We start from the raw sequence: 19,331 nt of genomic DNA on the forward strand, positions 1-19,331 counted from the left end.
TCAGAACGCGTACTGCACCCGGCTGTAGTAATACCCGCCGGTAAACCCGAACGGCGAATAGCTGCCCCAGTTATCGCCGAACGACGAGTTCTTCACGCCGATGTGATCCGGGTATTTGTCGAACAGGTTCTGCGCACCTACGGCCACCGTCAGCTGTTTGCTGATCGCGTAGGCCACGTCGAGGTCAGTGATCCACTTGGCCGAATACGTGCGGTCCAGGCTCGCGTCGCTGGAGCTGTTGACCTCGGTGTAGGTGCCGTAGCGAGTCAGGCGCAAGTTGACGTCGAAGTCGTGGATCGCCCAGTCGGCGGAGAAGATCATCTTGCTGCTGGGTGAGGTCTTGGTGATCAGTGCCCGTGACTGGCGACCCATCAACTGGAAGTTGCCCAGGGCGGCGAGCTGCGCCGGGGTGTCGTTGACGCTGAGGATCTGCGTGTGGTTGTAGTTCAGCGCCGCCGTCCATTTCACCGAGCCGTAGCGGTCGAGGTTCTGCCGGTAGTTGCCCACCACGTCCACCCCGGAGGTGCGGGTGTTGGCGCCGTTGGTGAAGTACTGCGCGCCCGCCGTGGCCGGTACGCCGATGCTGTCCAGCAGGGAGGCAATGCCCGGGCCCTGGAAGCGTTCGCTGAGCACCAGGCGGTCCCGCAGGTTGATCACGTAGCCGTCCACCGTGAGGCTCAAGTCATCGCTTGGGGTCACGGCGAAACCGAGGCTGAAGTTGGTCGAGCGCTCCGGCTTCAGTGACTTGGCACCCAATGCCTGAGCGCCGGCGGAATCCACCGGCAGGATCACGTAGTTATACGACTGGTACACGCCATTGATGGTGTCGAACCCGGTGGAGCGTGCGGTGAAGATCTCGTTGGCCAGGGACGGTGCGCGAAAGCCGTTGCTCACGGTGCCGCGCAGGGCGAACACCGGGTTGAACGCATACCGCGTGCTGAGCTTGCCGCTGCGGGTACCGCCGACGCCTTCGTTGTAATGTTCGTAGCGTCCGGCCACGCCGATGTACCACTGCTCGGTGGGGTAGAACCCGAGGTCGACATAGCTGGCGACGCTGTTGCGGCTGACCTTCTGCGCGTCTTCCGGACGGATGCCGTTGGTGACCTGAGCCCCCGGATCGGGACGCTGCCCGGCACGCGGATGGCCTGCCGGGAACACGTAGCCGCCATCGATATAGGAAGCCTCGGAGCCGGCGCGGGTCTCGTAGCTCTCGCGCCGGTGCTCCAGGCCGAACGCCACGTCCAGCGGCTTGGCCAGGCCGATCTCGTAGGTGTTTTTCAGGTCGAGGTTGGTGGTGAGCTGGTCGGCGATGTAGATCCCGGAGGTGAACTTGTTCGGTGTGCTTTCGCCCAGGGACGGGTTCTGGTTGTCGTAGGTGCGCTGCTTGGCGTAGTTGCGCCCGTAGGTGCTGCTCAGGTCCCAACCCCAACCGCCGCCGAGGTCATTGCCCTTGGCACCGAAGGCCGATTGGAAGTCGGTCTCGTTGACCAGCCAGTACGGGCTGTAGCCATCGGGGTATCCATTGGGCCCGGTGGTGATGGTATTGCGGCCGTTGGGCAGGCGGAAGTTCTGGCCGTCGTTGTTCTCCCGGGTGGCCAGGGTGGAAAACGAGTACAGCGTCAGGTTGTCGTTCAGCGGCAGGTCGAGGTTGTACGCCACATCGCCCAACTGGCTGCGGGGCGAGCCGTAGCCTTTGTAGGTGTGGTGGCTGGAGGTGGCTTCGCGCGGGTCGGGGGAACCGTCCGCCAGCGGGTAGTAATGGCTGCTGTAGCCGTTGCTGCCGGCCTTGTTGTCGCGCTCCTGGTAGCGGGTGTCGAGGGACACGTTGAGCACCCCGGCTTCCCCCACCTGGAAGCCATAGTTCAGCGCCTCCTGGCCGGTGCCGCGCTTGCCGTCGTAGTTCTGGCCCAGGGTGGTGTCGGAACTGCCGCCGGTGGTCTGCTTGAGGATGATATTGATCACCCCGGAAATCGCATCCGAGCCGTATTGCGCCGCTGCACCGTCGCGCAGCACCTCCACATGGTCGATGGCAGCCACCGGGATCAGGTCGAGGTCGCTGGGGGCCGCGCCGCTGTTGATGCCGTTGATGTTCAGGGTGGCGCTGGTATGGCGGCGTTTGCCGTTGACCAGCACCAGTACGTGAGAGGCGGTGAGGCCGCGTAGGGTGGCCGAACGCACCACGCCGCTGGCATCCCAGCCGGCGCGGTCGGGCAGGTTGAACGAGGGGATGAGCTTGCCCAACGCTTCGAGCAAACTCGGCTTGCCCACGGCCCGCAGTTGTTCGCCGCTGATCACATCAATCGGCGTGGGGCTGGTGGTGACGGTGCGTTGTTCGGCGCCACGGTTGCCGGTGACCACCACGGTGTCGAGGGTGGGGGAGCGGTCTTCGGCAGATTCGACGCCGAAGGACGCCAGGCCGCACGCCAGCGAGAGCGGCAGGAGTTTCAGATGATTGTACCGATGTAGCCTTTTACGGTGAGCGAGCTTGCTGTGGCCAGGGAGCTTGCTGTGGTGAGGAAGCTTGCTGTGACGAGGGAGCTTGCTGTGGTGAGGGAGCTTGCTGTGGCGAGGGAGCTTGCTCCCGCTGGGCTGCGTAGCAGCCCCAATACCGTCGCCACAGTCTTCCGGGGAAATTGCGGAGTCAGGCTTCAGGGCCGCTGCGCGCCCCAGCGGGAGCAAGCTCCCTCGCCACAAAGGTGCCGTCAGCCAGTTGAATTTTCGCATGAGAGTGGAGCTCCTTGGTCTCGAGTGATGTCCCTGTCAGCGTTTGCGCGCGGCAACCGCTTCGATTTCTACCAGCCCGCCGGGCAATGGCAACGCGACGACTTGCACCGCGGTGCGCGCCGGTTTTTTCGGCTGCTCGGCACTGCCGAAAAACGGCGTGTAGCCTTCCTGCAACCCGGCAAAGTCGAGCTTGCCGCCCTTGGCTGGATCGCCCACCAGGAATATCCGCAGCTGCACCACATCTCCCAAATCCAGGCCCTGGCCTTGCAGCACACCCTTGAGCTTGTTGAGGATCGACGTGGTCTGGATGGCCGTGTCGCCATAGGCGGCAAACGAGTCTTTCGGCGCCTTGGGGTCATGCAGGTCGGCCAGCAACCCACTCACAAACAGCAGCTCGGTCTGTGGCGGCACCGACACCGCCAATGAGATCGGGAAATTCGAGTTCGGCAGCGGCACGCGCTTGATCTCATCGGCGTGGGCGGCAAGGGTGGTGGCGGTCATCAGCAGTCCTGCAAAAAGCGTCTTCATCGGTTCATTCCTTGAGAGAGAAAAGTCAGGCGGCGACGCCCGGTTGCTGGCGTTCGGCATGCCGGCCGATCAGCGAGACGATGCGCCGCGCCGAATCGGCGGCGCTGTTCTGCCAGATGCCGACGCCGCCGTGGGCGAGGGCGTCGCTGGCCAGGTACGTGCGGCCCTGGGGCTCGTTGAGCAGGCGGTAGGCGCTTTCGCCGACCTCGTCGTTGACGATCCACGGGCCCTTGCTGTAGCTGACTTTCGACCAGTTGATCGCCACCGGTTTTTGCAGCTTGGCGCTGTGGCCGGGGTGCAACAGCTCCACCGCCTGGCGTGAGGAGGCGAACTGTTCGGCCAGGGATTTCTGGCTGAAGGCCTGGGCCGATTCACTGGTGTTGTAGGCCGCCACCAGAATCCCCTGGGCGCTGTTGAGGCGGTCGCTGGGGTACCACAGGCCTTTGACTTCATGGTCGAGGTACGACAGGCCGCCGTAGATGTTGAAGTCGGTTTCCCAGAAGCGCGGCGCCTGCCAGGCCACCTTGTTGGCCTGGTCGCTTTGCGCGGTCTGGATCGCCTGCTTGAAGGGTGCCGTGAAGTTGGTTGGCAGCTTGGCCAGCAGCGGCAAGGGCACGGTGACAATCGCATAGTCGGCACTCAGCACCTGGGTCTTGCCGCTGATGCGGTCGCGGTAGGTGATTCGGCTGCCTTGCTCCGAGGTCTGGATATCGCTGACTTCGGCGTTGAAGCGCACCGCATCTTTCAGATGTTCGTAGAAGGCATACGGAATGCGGTCCATGCCGCCCACCGGCTGGAACATGGTGGAGGAAAACTCCGGGATTTCATCGAACACCAGCGCGCCCCACAGCTTGGGATTGAGCAGGGTCTGCAGCTCCAGCGGCGCGCGGGTCACGCCGGTCTGGTCGCCGGCGCCGGGCACGCGGGTGTAGCCGGAGCGCACCGAACCCTTGTATTGCAGGTCGCCGTTGAGGTCGCCGTACACTTTGAGGAAACTCAGCAGCGCCTTGCGGTCATCCACGCTCAGGTCCTGGTCCAACGCCTTGCGGCTGACCGTGCGGGCCAGCAGTTCCGAGAGCTGGCCGCGGGTGTCGTTGACCGCCTGGCGCAGCTGGAATGCCGGTTGCTGCGTATCCGGCCGGGCCAGGGCGTTGCGGCTGCTGTTGACCAGTACTTGCAGCTCCACACCCAGCTCGCGGCAGTAGCCGAGGATCGTCTGGTGGTGGCTGGGAATACGCGCGGGGCCGGCGTTGAAAAACTGCCCGTCATCAAAGTCGACGGTCTGGCTGACGCCGTCGTCGAAATCGACCTTGGTGCCTCGGCGCAGGGTCCAGTTGCGTCCACCCACCCGGTCGCGGGCTTCCAGGATCGTCACGTTGAACCCGGCCTTGCGCAGCTCATAGGCGCTGACCAGCCCGGAGATCCCGGCGCCGACCACCACCACCTGCTTGCCTTTGCCAGTGCTGCCCAATTGCAGTGGGGTAAAGCTCGATGCCACCGCCTGAGGCGTCAGCCCCAGCGCGCCCAATGCGCTGACAGCGGCGGAATAACCGCCCACGGCGGCAATACGGGAAATCAGTTCCCTGCGGGTAAAAGCCATGATTCGCTCCTTGAGATAGCGGTTTGTCAGAGGTCGTAGCGCACGGTCAGCAACAGGGTTCGCGGGTCGTTGACCGAGTAGTAGCGGGCGCCGCTGGAGGGCACGTAGCCCACCGACTGCGGGTAGGCGCGGTCCAGCAGGTTTTTCACCGCCAGGGTGGTGGTCCAGTGGCCGTCGCCACTGATGTAGCGGGTGTTGGCGTTCCAGAAGGTCTGTTGCGGGATTTCCTGGATGTCGTCGTTCAATGCGTTGGCGTAGGACTTGGTCTGGAACTGCGCATCGGTGCCTGCCAGCCAGGTGCCCGGCAGCCCGGCCGGGATGGTGTAGTTCAGGCCAACGCTTGCATTCCAGCGTGGCGAGAACACCAGTTGCTTGCCGTTGGCATCCACCCCGGCACCGCTGGCGTTCTGGAAGTCGTCGTACTTGCTTTGCAGGTAGCCGACGTTGGCGGTCAGTTGCAGGTCGCGGCTCAGGGCCGTGAGGGTTTCCAGCTCCACGCCGTAGGTGTGGGCACGGCCGACGTTGGTGCGCAGGCTCACCCCCAGCGCCGGGTCATAGGCGTTGGTTTGCAGGTCTTTGTAGTCGTTGTAGAACAGCGCGACGTTGGCCCGCAGGCGCTGGTCGAAGAAGTCGCCCTTGACCCCGGTTTCCCAGGTGGTCACGTCTTCCGGGGAGAACGCCTGTTCGGCGGCGGCCTGGGTGGGGGCGCGGTTGTCGTAGCCACCGGCCTTGAAACCCTTGGCGACGTAGGCGTATTGGTTCAGGTGCGGGGTCCAGGCGTATTCGAAGCCGATCTTCGGGCTGGTGGACTGCCAGGATTTGCTCGACTCGGCGGTGAAGTTGGTGCCGGTGATTTGCCGGTCGGTGTTGATCGCGTAGTTGGTGAAGTCGAAATTCTTGTGCTCGCGGGTAAAGCGCAGGCCGGCGATCAGCGACAGTTGTTGCGTCAGCTTGTAGGTGCCCTGGCCATACAGCGCATAGCTTTCGGTGTTGGTGGTGCTGTATTGGCCCTGGCCGATCACCCGATTGCGGGCGATGGAATAGGTAAGGTTGTCGCGGTCGGCGTCGAACTTCTCGCGGTACAGGTACACCCCGGTGCTGAAGCTGAAATCGTCGTAGTCGCCGTTGAGCTGGAACTCCTGGGTCGCATAGTTCTGCTTGTACAGGATCAGGTTGTTCTGGATCAGCGCGGCTTGCCCTGAGTTGTCGTAGTCCACCGGTTGGTGGAACGCCGAGTAGGCCGTCACTGATTTGAAGTTCAGGTTGTCATTGATCGCGTAAATCGCCCGCAGTACCGAGCTGCCCTGGTCCAGGCGGTTTTTCGGGTCGAGGCTGCTGTAGCTCTTGAACTTGTCGAAATGCCCGTTGGCGTCGAAAGGCGTGTAGCTGGTGGTGTCGCCCCGGTCGAAGGTACCGGCCAGGGTCAGTTGCACATCCCACGGCGAATCCACCGGCTTGTAGCGCAGCTTGCCGCGGTAGGACTGGATGTCGACGTTGTTTACATCCTTGCTCCGGGTGGGGTCGGAGACGGTGCCGTCGCGGCTCAGGCGGATCGCCGAGAAACTGCCGAACAGCGCGTTGTCCACCAGCGGGCCGCTGATCAGCAGGCGTGCGTTCTGCGCATCGTAGTTGCCGGCGCCCAGCTCTACAAAACCACGGGTTTCCTGGGTCGGGTCGCGGGTGATCACGCGGATCGCGCCGGCGCTGCTGTTGCGTCCGTACAGGGTGCCCTGGGGCCCGCGCAGCACTTCGACACGCTCCACATCGTTGAAGTCGAGCATCGACGAAATCGCACGCGGGATGTACAGGTCATCGGCATACACGGCGACGGCGGCTTCCTGGATCGGGTCGGTTTCACCGATACCGCGAATGCCGTAGGTCTGCGCGCTGTAGGAGATCGACTGGCGGCTGAGTGTCAGGTTCGGCACCTGGCCCGCGAGGTCGCGCACGCTGTTGATCTGCTTGTCTTCCAGGGCCTTTTCATCAAACGCGGAAATCGCCAGCGGGGTTTTTTGCAGGTCTTCGCTGCGGTGCTCGGCGGTGACGTTGACCACCGGCAGGGCGGTGTCGTCGGCGTGAACGGAAAGGCCGAACAGGGCGAGGGAGATGGCCAGTGCCAGGCGATTGGGTACGGCGGTAGGACTCATGATGGACCCCTGAGGTGGTTGACGGTTTAGGCAAAATTGGGCCTCCACCTGGTCAGGGGTCGGTACTGGATGTAACAGTATTTGTATAAATGCCGGGCGTAAAAGTCCGATTAGTTATAAGTTAATTATAAAAAACAGGTATGTATTGGTTTGAATGTGATGCGTAAGGCTGATGATATTTTTCAGCCGACAAAAAACAAATGTGGGAGCGGGCTTGCTCGCGAATGCGGTCGCTCAGTCAACATTGACAGTGACTGAAACACCGCATTCGCGAGCAAGCCCGCTCCCACATTTTGATCTCTGTTGGGTTTAGTAACCGCGTTGGGTATCAGCGAGGTTTTCCAGCGGCCGATCACTCAGATACCTTTCCAGATTGCCCAGGAAACTGTCCGCAATATCATGCCGGCTATTGGTCGAAATCGCCGACGTATGCGGCGACACCCTGACCCTCGGATGCCCATACAACGCATGCCCGTCCGGCAATGGCTCGGGCTCGGTCACATCCAGCGAAGCCAGCCCGATATGGCCGCTGTCCAGCGCCTCCAGCAGCGCCTCATGATCCACCAATCCTCCCCGGGCAATATTGATCAGGTGCAACCCTGGCTTGGCATTCGCCAGCGCCTCCCGATCGACGATATGCCGTGTGGCCTGGGTCAGTGGCGCTGCCAGCACCAGGTGATCGGAACGCGCAAACAGGTCATGGATATCCCGCGCCGCTTCCACACCCTCCACGTCAAACGGCGTGTTACTTTGGCGTAATGCCACCACCTTGATCCCCAACCCATGAGCCTTCTGCGCCAGGCTGCGGCCAATCGCGCCAAACCCGAGAATCCCCAGGGTGGTGCCCTTGAGCGGGCGCAACGGGGTGAACTGCCACTGGGCATCCTTTACCCAGATATCCGGCAAATGCTTGGCCGCCGCGAAGATTGCCGCGAGGGCGAACTCGGCGAGGTTTTCGGCGGCGCTGCCCCGTGAGGTGCTCACCGGCGGCCCGTTGAACAGCCACCTGGGATAGAAGTCGATGCCCGACGACACCACCTGGATCCACTGCACGCCATACGGCCAACCCGGTGGCGGTGTGTCCGGCGCGGTGTAGCCGCGCACATTGATCGGCCGGGCCAGCAGGATATTGGCCTGGGCCGGCAAGTCGCTGGGCACACCGGCCGGCACGCTGATCACCTCTGCACCGGGGTGCGTGAGGGCCAGGCGCTGGCGGATGACTTGATTGAAATCTTCGTCCAGCTGGCTGGCGATAATCACCTGGCTCATGGGCGTTCCTTGTGTCGTTGAGCGAAGACGGCCTTGCCGACGCCTTGCAGCACCGCGTCGTTCTGCGGGGTATGCACGCGGCTGCACAGCACGTCGCGGTAATGCCGCTGCAGTGGGCTGTGTCGGGACAGGCCGGGATTGCCGGACGCCTCGATGGCCAACTCGACGGCACGGATCGCGTTGCCGGTCACCAGGTATTTGATCTGTGCGGCGTGGGCTGCCGGGGTGTGCCCGTCGGCGGCGGCGTCCAGCAGGCTGCGGTTGGCAAACAGCAGGGTGTCGATATGCCCGACGGTCTCCTGAAAGCGCGGCAAGGTCGACAGCGCGGCGCCGAGGTTGGACGGCTTGCGTTGTTCCAGCCAGTCCACCAGCCAGTCGCGCGCGGCCTGGGCCACGGCGTCGTACACCGATGAGAGCAGTACCGACATCCACAGGAACCCGTCACCGTCCAGTTCCGCCTGCGGTGCGCTCCAGGGGCTGACGCTGACCGCGTGGTCCAGCGGCACCAGCACGTTGTCGAACACCACTTCATGGCTGCAGGTGGCGCGCATGCCGAGGTGGTCCCAGGTGTCGATGATGCTGATGCCGGGGCTGTTCCTGGGCACCAGCCAGGCGCCTACCAACGGGTCTTCATCGCTGCTGCGGGCCCACACGCTGAACCAGCTCAGGCCATGGCTGCCGGTGGAGTAGATCTTGCGCCCGCTGATGCGCCAGCCGGCGGCGGTACGCCGGGCGATGGTCGCGGGCAGGCCGCCACGGGCCGGGGTGCCGAGGTCGGGTTCGACGCGCAGGGCATTGATCAACGCCCCATTGCGCACAGCGTCTTCGGCGACCTGGGTGCGCAGGGCGGGCGACCAGGTTTTGCTGTCTTGCAGGCGCGTGTGTTGCAGGTACTGCATCACCAGGATCAACGCGGTGGACGGCTCGCCCTTGGCAATCGCGCTGATGGCCTTGCGCGCCTGGCTCAGGTTGGCACCGCCACCGCCGAGGGCCTTGGGCACGGTCAGGGCGACAAGGCCGTGTTCGTGCAGCAGCTTGAAGTTGTCGTGGGGGAAGGTGCCGCTTTCATCAACGATGTGTGCAGTGGCGGCGAGCTGGGCGCTGAGGCGTTCCAGCAAGGCTTCGAAATTGGCCACTTCCACGGAGCGCAGTGACGGTTGAGAAGAAAGGCTCATGATGGGTGTACTCGTTCAAAATGTGGGAGCGGGCTTGCTCGCGAAAGCGGTGTGTCAGGTTGCACATCCGTTGGCTGATCCACCGCTTTCGCGAGCAAGCCCGCTCCCACATGGGTTATTCGGCGTTTTCGAAGGCGGGTTATATCGGCAGCAACTTGAACTGCCGGTCCCACAACGGGCTGACATCCAGCCGCTCGTTCAATACCCCGGCATTGAAGAACAGGTCCGCCACTTCCTGCTGCGAAGCGATGGCCTGGTCGTTCACCTCGATCACGCTGTAGGGCTGGCTGCGGTTGTTGTACACGTCGAGGAACACGGCCTTGTCCACACCGAGCAACTTCGCCGATTTTTCAGCCCACGGCTCAGGGTTGTTGTTCATCCATTCCAGCGTGCGCGCCTGGCGCTGCAAGTAATCCTGGATCGCCTGTTTGCGCAGCGGGTCTTCCAGGGCAGCGGGGCGGGCGCCGATCAGGTAGTTGCCGGAGAGGTAGCCGAGGGCGGTTTTCAATACCCGGGCGCCGCTGCGGAATTTCGCCAGCTGGATAAACACCCCGTAGATCACCCAGGCGTCCAGCTGGCCACTCTGGAACGCGCTGAAACCGTCCTGTGGCGTGAGTGCCACGGGGGTGATGTCGTTGAAGGTCAGCCCTTGCTCCTTCAAGGCCTTGATCAAGAAGTAGTGCGAGGTGGTGGAGCGCACATAGCCCACACGCTTGCCTTTCAACTGGGCGATGGATTCAATTTTCGACTCCTTGGGAATCAGGATCACCTGGTTATTCACGTCACCTTGCAGCACCGCAATCAGCTTCGGCTCGCGGTGGCTCTGGATCGAGAAGATCGGCGGGATCTCGCTCATGCCGCCAATGTCCAGGCTGCCGGAGGCCAGCGCTTCGACGATCAGGTTGCCGCCGGCGAACTCGGCGTAGTCGACTTTATAGGGCGTGTTGGAAGTGCCGGCGTCGTCGGTGAAGTACGAGTCCTGGCCACGGTAGGTGGCGACGGCCAGGGTCAGGTCCGAGAGCTTCGCAGGTGCAGCGAAAGCCCGGGGCACCAGCGAGGCGAGGCCCAGCGCGCCAAGGGCAATCGAACTGGCACCCAGGAAGCCGCGACGATTGAACTGTCCGTGTTTGATCGTGTTCGTCATGGTCGTGCCCTGGTCAGATGGCGATCTGCGTTGGTTGAGTTTCGAACGGGGTGCTGTAGCGGTTCGCCGGCACGTCCAGGCCAAGGTTTTCCCGCAGGGTGGCGCCGCTGTATTCGCTGCGCAACAGCCCGCGTTGTTGCAGCACCGGCACTACCAGCTCGGTGAAGTACTGCAAGCCGTCCGGCAGCAGTGAATTGATGATGAAGCCGTCGGCCGCGCCGGCTTCGAACCAGGTCTGGATCGCGTCGGCGACCTGCTCCGGGGTACCGACAAAATCGCGCTTGGGCCGGGAGAACCGCAGGGCCACTTCCCGCAGGGTCAGGCGTTCATCGCGGGCCAGTTGCTTGATGCGGTCGGAGCCGCCTTTCTGGCTGTTGGAGCCTAGGTCGCCGAGTTCCGGGAAGGGTTCGTCCAGCGGGTACTTGCTGAAATCGTGGTCGTTGAACGGGCGGCCCAGGGCGACGATTGCGTCCTCGACGGTCACCAGCTCAACAGCTTGCTGATAGCGGCTTTCCACCTCGGCTTCGTCGCGGCCAACAATCGGCCGGATGCCCGGCAGGATCGACAACTGATCAGCATCACGGCCAAAACTGCGGGCGCGTTTCTTCAAGTCCTGGGCGTAGGCTTTGGCTTCGTCGAAGGTCTCGGCATGGACAAAAATCGCGTCGCTGTTTTCGGCGGCAAAATTGCGCCCGTCCTCGGAAGTGCCCGCCTGGAAAATCACCGGCTGGCCCTGGCGCGAGCGGGCGATATTCAGCGGGCCCTTGACCGAGAAAAACTCGCCTTTGTGTTCCAGTGCATGCAGCTTGCCAGGGGTGAAAAATTCGCCGCTTTGCTTGTTGTAGGCGAAGGCATCGTCTTCCCAGGAATCCCACAGGCCCTTGACCACATTTACGTGCTCCCTGGCGATGCGGTAGCGCACGGCGTGGGGCGGGTGCTCGGCCTTGCCGAAGTTGTCGGCGGTGCCGCTGAGCCACGAAGTCACCACGTTCCAGCCGGCGCGGCCGCCGCTGATGTGGTCCAGGGAGGCGAACTGGCGCGCCACCTGGAACGGTTCGGTGTAGCTCACGGTGACGGTCGCCACCAGGCCGATGTTCGAGGTCAGGGCCGCCAGGGCCGAAAGAATGGTCAGCGGCTCAAAACGGTTGAGGTAGTGCGGGCTGGATTTTTCATGGATATGCAGGCTGTCGGCGATGAACACGAAGTCGAACTTCGCGCCTTCGGCCAGTTGCGTCTGATGCTTGTAGAACCCGAAGTTGACGCTGGCATTGGGCTGCGCCTGCGGGTGGCGCCATTCGCCCCAGCCGTGACCGACGCCGTGCACCATGGCACCGAGTTTCAGTTGGCGTTTGCTCATGTTCTCTCTCCTTTTAGCGGGAAGCCTGGGTAAGCGGGGCACGTTTGGCGTTGAAGCTTTTGTCGAAGCCTTGGGAGACGTCGATGTGTTTGGTCAGCAGGCCTTCGTCCTGATAGATGTCGGCGGTGGTTTGCAGGCCGCTGATCACCGAGTCGTCAATCGCCACCGGTTGCATATGGGTGGCGTTGGCCACGGCTACGTGCACCTCCAGCGGCAAGCCGGTGATTTTGGCCATGGCGGCGGCGAACGCCTGCGGGTGATCGTTGCTCCAGCGGTAGGCGCGGTCGACCCGGGCCACGAAGTCGTCCAGCTGCACGCGCTTGTCGGCAATCGCCTTGCTGGTGGCGGCGAGGTACAGGTGATTGCTCAGCAGGTTGTTGCCGCTGGCAAGGACTCTTGCCTGGCTCTGGCTGGTGACCACGGTGGTGTAGGGGTCCCAGGTCGACCAGGCATCGGCGGTGCCGTTATCCAGCACCAGCCGTGACTCGCTGGGCAGCAGGAAGATGAACTGCACGTCGTGGGTGGAAAGGCCGGCGCTGCGCAGCGCCTTGATCGCCAGGAAGTGCCCGATGGAGCCGCGGGTGGTGACGATGCGCTTGCCCTTGAGGTCGGCAAGATCGTGGATCGGGGAATCTTTCGGAACAATCAGCGCGGTGGTGTTGCGGCCTTCGGCGTGGATGATGCTCACCACCTTCAGCGGTGCTCCGGCACCGAGGGCGAACACGTAGGGCGCGTCCCCCAGCGCGCCGATGTCCACGGCCCCGGCGTTGAGGGCTTCGCCCAGCGGTGCGGCGGCGGGGAACTCGGACCACTGGATTTCGTAGGGCACATCCCGGGTTTCGCCGGCGACTTCCAGCAGCGCCTTGATGGTGGATTTCTGGTTGGCCACTCGCAGGGGCTGCAGGTCGGCGGCCTGGCAAGTCGCCCCCAGGGTGAGGGCGGCCAGTAAAAGGGCAAGGGTAAAGCGCATCAGGCGGGCTCCAGGCTAGGTCTTGCGTTCAGTCGCCTCCGCCTGGAGAAGGGGTCGGCTGGTAGTGGGAAGAGGAGCGAGCGGGCTCGCTCCTGGGGGTGTTCAGATCACATAAAACCCGTGGGTGCCGTCGCGGGCCAGCTGGTCCACCAGGCCGAACTCCCAGTCGAGGTAGGCCTGCATGGCTTCCTTCGGATTGTCGGTGCCTTCGTACGGGCGGCGGTAGCGGTCGATGCGCGGTGAAGCGAGGCGGGTCTCGCCTTCCTCCAGCGGCAGTTGCGCGGCGATCCAGCTGGCAGTGCCGTCCTGCAGCAGGAACACGGGCTTGCCGGTCAGCGCTTCGACTTGCGCCACCGCGAGGCGCGCCAGCTGGCTGCTGCCACAGGTCAACACGTAGCGTTCGGCAGCAGGCACCTTGCGCAAGGCTTCGGGCAACTGCCCGCGCAACGCCCACCAGGCACCGGGAATGTGGCGCTTGACGTAGTTGGCGCTGGCGGTGAAATCCAGTACCGCAGTGTCGCCATGAGCCTGCCATTCGGCGAGGGTGTGCGGGCTGATCAACTCGGCCTGTTGCGGCGCCGGGACGGGGGCAACCCAGGCCCCCGGTTCGCTGAAGTGCGCAGGTTGCAGGTCATCCAGCACATGCACTTCCCAACCCAGTTGTGCGAGCCAGGACGCAGACATATTGGCCCGCACGCCGTCGTCATCCACCAGTACCAGCCGGGCGCCGCGTACGCTGGCGACGTGATCGGTTTCCTGCACCAGTTGGCCGCCCGGTGTGGAGCGCGAGCCGGGCAGGTGGCCGGCTTCGAATTCTTCCGGGGTGCGTACGTCGAACAGGTAAGTGGTGCGCGCCGCTTCCTGCTGCCAGCGTTGCAGGTCGGCGAGGGTGGCGCGGCCTACGCGGGCCTTGTCGGCGACTTGGCGGGCGTCCCTGGCGGCGATCTGGCGGTGTTCTTCCGAGGTCGGGGCGAAGCGTCGAGCCTGGCCGTGTTGCAGCTTCTGCCCGGCCAGGGTCCAGCCGATGGTGCCGTTGCGCAGGGCAGACACCGGGTTGGCGATGCCGGCATTGATCAGCGACTGGGTGCCGATGATGCTGCGGGTACGCCCGGCGCAGTTGACGATAATGCGCGTGGCCGGGTCCGGTGCCAGCTCACGGGCGCGCAGCACCAGTTCGGCGCCGGGCACGCTGATGCCGGTGGGAATGCTCATGGTCTGGTATTCATCGAAGCGGCGGGCGTCGAGCACCACCACGTCGGCGTTGCTGTCGAGCAACGCCTGCACTTCTTCAGCCGCCAGCGACGGTGTGTGGCGCTGGCTTTCCACCAGCTCGCCAAAGGATTTGCTTGGCACGTTGACGTCGATAAACAGCTCGCCACCGGCGCTGCGCCAACCGTCCAGGCCGCCTTCCAGCAGGCTGACCTCGGTATAGCCGAGCGCCTGCAAGCGCTGGGCGGCGATCTGTGCCAGGCCTTCACCGTTGTCGTACACCGTCACCTGGGTATCCCGGCGTGGGATGCGTGAATACACTTCCAGTTCCAGTTTTGACAGCGGGATATTCGCGGCGAACAGCGGGTGGGATTCGGCGAAAGGCGCTTCCTCGCGCACATCCACAAGGGCGACTTCTTCACGGTCCAGCAGGGCCTGGCGAATCTGGGCGAAGCTGCGGTTCGATACAGTCATGGGGCAGGGCTCTCTTTGGACAGGGCGTCTTTGGACAAATCCCAGATGTTCGGGAGAAAAGCGTTGGAATAACCGGAGATAAACAGTTTCTCGCTGCCGTCCGGCTGGTACACGGCGCGGCGCACCGCACCGATGTTGGCGCCATACACATGAATGCTGATGGACACCTGGTCACGGAAGGCATTGCTGACTTGATGGATGTCACCGATCTTCGGCGACACGGCTTCCACCTGGCCGGGTTCCAGCTGGATGCGCTTGCCGTCGGCGACCAGTGCGCCCTCGGCGTTACGCGCAAAGCCCTGGGAATACTCGGAACCGCGCAGCATGCCGATCAGCCCCCACACGCGATGGTCATGGATCGGCGTGGTCTGCCCCGGCCCCCACACAAAGCTGACGATGCTGAAGCGCTGGCGCGAATCGGCGTGCAGCAGGAATTGCTGATAACGCTCGGGGTCGGGTTGGGCAAACTCGTCCGGCAGCCAGTCATCGTGGCTGACCAGTTGCGCCAGTAGCTTGCCGCCGCGGTGCAGCAGGTCGCCTTCGCGAGGGTTGCCGTCGATCAATTCCGCCAGGGCGCCAATGAATGCTCTGAGTCTCTCCGGGTGTCGGGCCTGGGTCATGACAATTCCATCGTGGGTGGTTCGTGGTGATGGGTTTATCTAAGCATAATGTTTATAGTTAATATGCTATTTTTTAATGATTAGGTTATAGCGGAAAGTAATTTAGAACCGGTTTGAATAGCGTTAGACGTTATCGATCCGGGGGTTGGGCTATCCAGCCACCGTTTATGGAACTATGCTTTTCACACATCTTAATGACTGTTCTCTATGTGCGGCCCAAATGAAAATTGACGATATCGATGCCTTTGTCGAAGTGATTCGTTGCCAGTCCATCAGCCATGCCGCCGAGTCGCTGCAACTGACCCAGCCGGCCATTACCCGTCGCGTGCAGAACTTCGAGCAGGCGCTGGGGGTGGAGTTGTTCGACCGCAACACCAAGCCGCTCAAGCCTACTTTGATCGGAACGCGGGTGTATGAACAGTGCCGTTCGATCCTTCGGGAAATGGACGCCCTGCGTGAACTGGTGGCCACCGACGCGCCGCCCACCGGCCTGCTGCGCCTGGGGGTGCCGCAGACCATTGGCGACGTGGTGTTGCTGGACGCCCTCAAGCACCTGCGCAGTGAATTCCCCGAGCTGCGGGCCCAGGTGGCTACCGGCTGGGGCAGCCAACTGGTGGGCAAGATCGAGCGCGGCGAACTGGACGCGGCGGCGGCGCTGTTTCCGGCGGGCAAGATCTTCCCGGACAACATCGTCGGCGAGTCCATCGGCAAGATGGAACTGGTGGTGGTGTGTGCCAAGGCCCAACTGCCGAAGAAGCCCTGCAAGCTGGCGGACGTGTACCAGAATGGCTGGATCCTGAACCCGGATGGCTGCGGTTTCCGTGCCGGGTTGCAACGCACCCTGTCGGACCAGGGCCTGGCGTTGCGGGTCAACCTGGAGACCTTCGGCACCGAGCTGCAACTGGGCCTGGTGGCTGACGGCCTGGGCCTCGGCCTGGTGCCACGCCCGCTGCTGGAGCGCAGTGCCCATCGCGATCAACTGGCGGCCATGCCACTGAAGGACTTCAAGCCGGTGATGGACCTGTGGCTGATCTACCCGCATTTCCTGGGCAACCTGCAAGGGCCGGTGGACGCGTTTGGCAAGCTGGTGGCGGCGTCGTTGCACAAGGTGCGCAATGCAGCGTGATATGAAAAAAAATAATAATTAGCTTAGATTAAAATGTGCTTTTTATTATTTTTGGTCATCCCCTAGGCTTGCCTGGAAGTCCTTAAGGCCATCCAGGAAGTTTTGCCATGAGCAGCGTCACCTCGATCTCCAGTGTCTCGAACAACGTCCGCCAGCGGGTTACCCCGGAAGAGTGGGAGGTGCGCGTTAAACTTGCGGCGGCCTATCGGCTGGCGGCCTTGTACAAGTGGACCGACCACATCTACACGCACTTCTCCGCCCGGGTGCCGGGGCCTGAGGAGCATTTCCTGATCAATGCCTACGGGCTGTTGTTCGATGAGATCAGCGCTTCGAATCTGGTCAAGGTGGATATCGACGGCACGATTGTCGATGACCCTACGGGCCTGGGGATCAACTATGCGGGCTATGTGATCCACAGCGCTATCCATGCGGCTCGCCACGATTTGCAGGCCGTGCTGCATACGCATACGCGCGACGGTATTGCGGTGTCGGCGCAGAAGGACGGGTTGTTGCCGATCTCCCAGCATTCCATCGGGTTTTCCGGGCGCGTTGCGTACCACGGGTATGAAGGTGTGGCCCTTGACCTGGATGAGCGTGAGCGGTTGGTGGCCGACCTGGGGGACAAGAGCGTGATGATCCTGCGCAATCATGGATTGCTGACGGCGGGGGTGAGTGTGGAGCATGCGTTCCAGCAGCTGCAGGGGCTGGAGCGGGCGTGCAATATCCAGATTGCGGCGCAGGCGGGGGGAAATGCCGAGTTGATCTTTCCGCCGGCGGAGGTGGTGGCCAAGGTGGAGAAGCAGGCAGAAGTGTTCAAGAGCGGGGATGGGCCGGGGGTGGCGCGGCACTGGAATGCGTTGATTCGGCAATTGGAGCGTACGGATACTGATTACAAACTTTGACGTTGTGGGTTTGGTATTTACGCTTGGTTGTGGGTGTATATCCGTTATTTGGGTGATGGCCGCCATTGGTTCCGCTCTTACAGCGGCTCACTTTTGAACAGCGCAAAAGTAAGCAAAACGCTCTTGCCCCACCACTCGGCACCTCGCCTAGGCTCGGTGTGCCCTCACTCCGGCATTACTCCGCGGGCCGCCGCGACGGGGCGTCCCTGCCCCGTCGCGGCTAAACCGGCGTCCTGCCGGTTTACCCGCTCCGTAATACCTGCGTTCGGCCAGCGTGGTTTAACGGGGCGCCTAAGATCAAAATCAAGATCAAAAGCAAGAGCACAGCGGCCTGAAAGCCGGCTTGAGTGTTAAAAGCTAAATCAAAAGCTGAAGCGGGCACGGTCCACTGTAGGAGCTGGCTTGCCTGCGATGGCATCGCTTCGGTGTGCCTGATGTACCGAGGTGTCTGCATCGCCGGCAAGCCAGCTCCTACAGAAAAACAGAACCACCCCCCCCACAGAAAAGCAGAGCTGCATCAGCTTCAGATTTGGCTTTCGCTCTGGATCTTGCCTTTGCTTTTAACACTCAAGCCGGCCGGGAGGCCGCTGTGCTCTTGCTTTTGATCTTGATCTGCGGGCCCCGTCAACCACGATGGCCGCAAGTAGGCACGGTGGAGCGGGTAAATCGGCAAGGATGCCGATTTAGCCGCGCCGGGCCATGGATGGCCCGTCGCGGCGGCCCGCGGAACCGGGCCGGAGTGCGGGCATGCCGAGCCTAGGCGAGGCACCGAGTGGTGGGGCAAAGACCTTTTGGTTACTTTTGGGGCGTTTGCCAAAAGTGACCCGCTGTAAGAGCGGAACCATAAGTGGCCGTTACCGAAGAAACGGATATGTACTCGGTCCCCCTCCCTCAGGCCACTTTTCCAGCCGCCTGGCGCTCCCGCTCAGCCACCAACTGCCGAGTCAGCGGAATCAGCCTCTTCCCGTAATCAATAGCATCATTCAGCGGATCAAACCCACGAATCAAAAACGTCGTGATACCCAGGTCGTAATAATCCAGCAACGCCTCGGCCACCTGATCAGCCGTACCCACCAGCGATGTAGAGTTACCCTGGGCCCCCAGCAACCCCGCAATCCCGGTCCACAACCGCTTATCCAACCGCGACCCCTGGGCCGCCGCCGCCAACAGCCGCCGCGACCCCTCATTCGGCGGTTCACGCCTCACAAACCCATTCTTCTCAGCCAACGCCGTCGCCTGCTCCAGGATGCTGTCCGCACGCTCCCAAGCCAGCGCTTCAGTCTCTGCCAGAATCGGCCGCAACGACAAACTGAAGCGAACCGTACGCCCATGCCTGGCCGCCTCAGCCCGCACCTGTGTGACTACTTCCTTCACCTGCTCGTAGGTCTCACCCCACAGCGCATACACATCCGCATGCTTGCCCGCCACCGCAATGGCCGCCGCTGAAGACCCGCCAAAATACAACGGTATATGCGGCTGCTGCGGCGACTTCACCGTCGAAAACGCACCCTCGTACCGGTAGTAAGTGCCGTGATGGTCGAAGGGCTTTTCACTGGTCCATTCCTGCCGCACCACGCTCAAGTACTCGTCGGTGCGCGCATAACGCTCATCCTTGTCGATATGACTGCCATCGGCCCGCAGTTCACGGTCGTCGCCGCCGGTGATGATGTGCACCGCGGTGCGCCCGCCGTTGAACACATCCAGCGTGGCGAACTGCCGCGCAGCGAGGGTGGGTTGGACGAAGCCGGGCCGGTGGGCAATCAGGAACTGCAGCTTTTTCGTCACGCTGGCCGCATGCGCAGCGATCAACGTACTGTCCGGGCTGTTGGAATGGAAGGCCACCAGCGCGCGGTCGAAGCCGGCCTCTTCGTGGGCGCGGGCCACGGTCTCCACGTAGTCGGGCTGCAAGGTCGGGCCGCTGCGAGGGTGGATCTCGGAGGCGTGGTGGCCGCCGATATAGCCGATAAATTCGATGCTCATGGTCAGTCCTTGTTGAGGGCAGGAATAAAGCTGCTATCGAAAATAGAGGCCGTACCCGAGCCTGTAAAATGCCGATTGGTTCTATCCTAATTATAAAAATACAGAA

At 62.7% G+C, this 19,331-nt stretch carries 14 protein-coding genes; 2 read left to right on the forward strand and 12 right to left on the reverse strand.

Annotation, left to right across the window (positions count from 1 at the left end):
- From C0058_RS13525 to C0058_RS13585, 11 genes are all read right to left on the reverse strand, one after another.
- A complete protein-coding gene (locus tag C0058_RS13525) occupies positions 1 to 2,724 on the reverse strand; it encodes a TonB-dependent siderophore receptor (protein WP_256579583.1) in 2,724 nt (907 codons plus the stop codon).
- A 36-nt stretch (positions 2,725 to 2,760) separates the two neighbouring features.
- Entirely contained in the window at positions 2,761 to 3,252 is a 492-nt protein-coding gene (locus tag C0058_RS13535) for a RidA family protein (protein ID WP_003211308.1), read from the reverse strand.
- 25 nt (positions 3,253 to 3,277) lie between these two features.
- Positions 3,278 to 4,852 (reverse strand): FAD-dependent oxidoreductase, encoded by a 1,575-nt coding sequence (locus C0058_RS13540; protein WP_008434613.1) that lies wholly within the window; start codon positions 4,850 to 4,852, stop codon positions 3,278 to 3,280.
- A gap of 26 nt (positions 4,853 to 4,878) precedes the next feature.
- The gene (locus C0058_RS13545) at positions 4,879 to 6,999 is read right to left on the reverse strand and encodes a TonB-dependent receptor (RefSeq protein WP_102368804.1); all 2,121 of its coding nucleotides are present in this window, start codon (positions 6,997 to 6,999) and stop codon (positions 4,879 to 4,881) included.
- Between the two features lie 309 nt (positions 7,000 to 7,308).
- Positions 7,309 to 8,268, reverse strand: coding sequence for a D-isomer specific 2-hydroxyacid dehydrogenase family protein (locus C0058_RS13550; RefSeq protein WP_102368805.1), 960 nt, complete (start codon positions 8,266 to 8,268; stop codon positions 7,309 to 7,311).
- Positions 8,265 to 9,443, reverse strand: coding sequence for an acyl-CoA dehydrogenase family protein (locus tag C0058_RS13555; protein WP_102368806.1), 1,179 nt, complete (start codon positions 9,441 to 9,443; stop codon positions 8,265 to 8,267). Before C0058_RS13555 ends, C0058_RS13550 begins: the two co-directional genes overlap by 4 nt.
- A 139-nt stretch (positions 9,444 to 9,582) precedes the next feature.
- Positions 9,583 to 10,587 carry an ABC transporter substrate-binding protein gene (locus C0058_RS13565; RefSeq protein ID WP_003211303.1) on the reverse strand — a complete coding sequence of 335 codons (1,005 nt, stop codon included), beginning with the start codon at positions 10,585 to 10,587 and terminating at the stop codon, positions 9,583 to 9,585.
- A gap of 13 nt (positions 10,588 to 10,600) precedes the next feature.
- Positions 10,601 to 11,944, reverse strand: a complete 1,344-nt coding sequence (locus C0058_RS13570; RefSeq protein ID WP_008434605.1) for an LLM class flavin-dependent oxidoreductase — start codon at positions 11,942 to 11,944, stop codon at positions 10,601 to 10,603.
- Between the two features lie 13 nt (positions 11,945 to 11,957).
- A complete protein-coding gene (locus C0058_RS13575; RefSeq protein ID WP_003211301.1) occupies positions 11,958 to 12,914 on the reverse strand; it encodes an ABC transporter substrate-binding protein in 957 nt (318 codons plus the stop codon).
- Between the two features lie 102 nt (positions 12,915 to 13,016).
- Positions 13,017 to 14,597 carry a rhodanese-related sulfurtransferase gene (locus tag C0058_RS13580; RefSeq protein WP_102368807.1) on the reverse strand — a complete coding sequence of 527 codons (1,581 nt, stop codon included), beginning with the start codon at positions 14,595 to 14,597 and terminating at the stop codon, positions 13,017 to 13,019.
- Positions 14,594 to 15,217: a cysteine dioxygenase gene (locus C0058_RS13585; protein WP_003211299.1), complete on the reverse strand. Its 624-nt coding sequence runs from the start codon at positions 15,215 to 15,217 to the stop codon at positions 14,594 to 14,596. Before C0058_RS13585 ends, C0058_RS13580 begins: the two co-directional genes overlap by 4 nt.
- 220 nt (positions 15,218 to 15,437) lie before the next feature.
- On the opposite strand from C0058_RS13585, the gene C0058_RS13590 reads away from it, so the two are divergent.
- Together C0058_RS13590 and C0058_RS13595 are read left to right on the forward strand one after the other, a co-directional pair.
- Entirely contained in the window at positions 15,438 to 16,343 is a 906-nt protein-coding gene (locus C0058_RS13590; protein WP_008434597.1) for a LysR family transcriptional regulator, read from the forward strand.
- Between the two features lie 107 nt (positions 16,344 to 16,450).
- Positions 16,451 to 17,245: a class II aldolase/adducin family protein gene (locus tag C0058_RS13595; protein ID WP_003211295.1), complete on the forward strand. Its 795-nt coding sequence runs from the start codon at positions 16,451 to 16,453 to the stop codon at positions 17,243 to 17,245.
- An 891-nt stretch (positions 17,246 to 18,136) separates the two neighbouring features.
- Here C0058_RS13595 and C0058_RS13605 read toward each other — a convergent pair.
- Complete coding sequence (locus C0058_RS13605; protein ID WP_003211314.1) at positions 18,137 to 19,225, reverse strand: LLM class flavin-dependent oxidoreductase; 1,089 nt, start codon at positions 19,223 to 19,225, stop codon at positions 18,137 to 18,139.
- Positions 19,226 to 19,331 lie beyond the last annotated feature (106 nt).

The organism is Pseudomonas sp. NC02 (assembly GCF_002874965.1).
Lineage (GTDB): Bacteria > Pseudomonadota > Gammaproteobacteria > Pseudomonadales > Pseudomonadaceae > Aquipseudomonas.